At 70.2% G+C, this 2,187-nt stretch carries 2 protein-coding genes and 2 pseudogenes; 2 read left to right on the forward strand and 2 right to left on the reverse strand.

The features are described 5' to 3' along the window. A pseudogene (locus tag G6019_RS15920) lies at positions 1-200 on the reverse strand (A/G-specific adenine glycosylase); the annotation flags it as partial. A 38-nt stretch (positions 201-238) separates the two neighbouring features. Between G6019_RS15920 and G6019_RS15925 the strand changes: the two are divergent. After that, a complete protein-coding gene (locus tag G6019_RS15925) occupies positions 239-892 on the forward strand; it encodes a carbonic anhydrase (RefSeq protein ID WP_107755694.1) in 654 nt (217 codons plus the stop codon). A gap of 56 nt (positions 893-948) precedes the next feature. Next, complete coding sequence (locus G6019_RS15930; RefSeq protein ID WP_182613240.1) at positions 949-1,596, forward strand: hypothetical protein; 648 nt, start codon at positions 949-951, stop codon at positions 1,594-1,596. Positions 1,597-1,638: 42 nt separating this feature from the next. Here G6019_RS15930 and G6019_RS15935 read toward each other — a convergent pair. Further along, positions 1,639-2,187, reverse strand: a pseudogene (locus tag G6019_RS15935) (DNA integrity scanning diadenylate cyclase DisA); the annotation flags it as partial.

Genomic DNA, 2,187 nt, shown 5'->3' on the forward strand with positions numbered 1-2,187 from the left:
GCCGCGGCGAGCTCGGCCGGGCCGGGCCACCGCTCGAGCCACGCCCGCCAGACGGGCTCCACGCGGGCGACAGGGGTCTGCTGACTCATGACCTCGCAGAGCAGGATCTCCCACGCACCGACCTCCGGCCCGCGCCAGGGCAGGGGGCGCCCGGCGCGCTCGAACCAGGACAGCAGGGCAGAGGTGTCGACAGAGGTCACCGTGCGCCCGTCAGACCGCGGTGTGCACAATATGAGTCATGCCTCATACCGATCCCATCAAGGCCTGGGCCTCCCTCCGTGACGGTAACCATCGATTCGTCGGGGGCGAGATGCGTCATCCCGGTCAGAATACCGAGCACCGCCAGACCCTGGTCGCCGCGCAGAACCCCAAGGCCGTGCTCTTCGGGTGCTCGGACTCCCGGGTCGCCGCGGAGATCATCTTCGACCAGGGACTCGGGGACCTCTTCGTGATCCGAACCGCGGGCCACATCAGCGATTCGGCGGTGCTCGGGTCGATCGAGTACGCGGTCCACGTGCTCGAGACCCCGTTGATCGTGGTTCTCGGCCACGACAGCTGCGGAGCCGTCAAGGCCACGGTCGACGCGCTCAACACCGGGGAGATCCCTCCCGGTTTCCTGCGGGACGTCGTCGAGAAGGTCTCGCCCTCGATCCTCAACGGGCGTCGCGAGGGACTCAGTGCGATCGACGATTTCGAGGCCCGACACGTCCTCGAAACCGGCCAACTTCTCAAGCAGCGGTCCAAGATCATCAGCGACCGGATCGACGAGGGGAGGTTGGCCATCGTCGGCGTCACCTACAAGCTCTCCGACGGCCACGCGTACCTGCGCAGCGTGTTGGGAGATGTCGACGACATCCCCCACGGCCCGGGTGAGGAGATGATCGCGGTCTAGGGACACGCCGCGAGGGGGATCGGGTGCGGCGCCGACCCGGCTCTAGAGTTGGACCCGTGCACGAACCCCAGGGCTCCCTTCCGCGCGAGGTCTATGTGCGTCGCCGCGTCGCCGCGGTCGCCATAGCGGTCGTCGCGGTCCTGGCCGTGGTGCTGGCACTCTTCCTCGCCTCCAGGGACAGTGGCACGGACACCCAGGACTCGGCGACCGGCGGCGAGGTCGACTCGGCCGAGGCGGCCACCACCACCGAGACCACGACCACGGAGACCACCCGGGACGACGGCGGCGCCTCGCGGGGCCGGTGCGCGGACGAGGACCTGAGCCTGGAGGTCTGGCCCGCCGAGCCCAACGTCGCGGTGGGGCAGGATGTCCGGTTCTTCGTCAACATCCTCAACACCTCCGACACCACGTGCGATCGCGACCTCTCCGAGGCGCCGCTGTCCTTCGAGGTCTACCGTCTGGACACCAACGTCAAGGTGTGGTCGAGCATCGACTGCACCACCCCCCGTGAGGACGACGAGGTGGAGCTCCGCCCCGGTGAGCCCGAGCCCCGCCAGATCGACTGGACCGGCCGCCGTTCCGCGGAGGGCGCCTGCACGGAAGCGGACCGGACCCCTGTCGAGGTCGGCGCCTACCAGGTGTACGCGCTGGTCGGGAACGTCTTCAGCCCGGCGGCCACCTTCAACGTGGTCGAGGGAGGCTGACCCCGGGCGGCGGGCCCCTCTGCCCCTGGGACGACCCCGGCGCTAGGACGACCCCAGGCCGGTCAGCCACTGACGAAGGTGCCTGGCCCAGAGGGCTCCGACGCCCTCCACGTCCGCGAAGTCGGTCTGTTCGGCGGCGAGCAGTGCCGGCACCGAGCCGAATCGCTCCACCAGGGCCGAGATCTGCACGGGTCGGAGCCTGGGGATGTGGGCGAGCATCCGGTGTCCACGTGCGGTGACGTGCTCGTCCAGGTCCTCTGGCTCCGCGGGCAGGCCGAGGCAGCGCGCGACGGGGCCGGGCAGGAGGAGATCGGCGTCACTCAGCGCCGCCAGTCGCTCGAGCCCGGTCGCCACCTGCTCGGCGGTGGGGACCGTGCTCCCTCCCGCGGGATCCACCGCGACGTGGTCGGCGACGAGGCCCCACAGTTCGTTCGGGGTGTCGGCCAGCAACTCCTCGAGCTGGAGTGTGGTCTGGCGCCCGTACTCGCCCATCTCCACCGCGAGCTCGGCGAGTTCGGCACCCAGACGGTCCAGCCGGACCAGCCGTTGGGCCATCGTCACGACGTCGCGGACGGACGCGTACCCGCCGAG

The organism is Dietzia sp. DQ12-76, assembly GCF_014145045.1.
Classification (GTDB): Bacteria; Actinomycetota; Actinomycetes; order Mycobacteriales; family Mycobacteriaceae; genus Dietzia.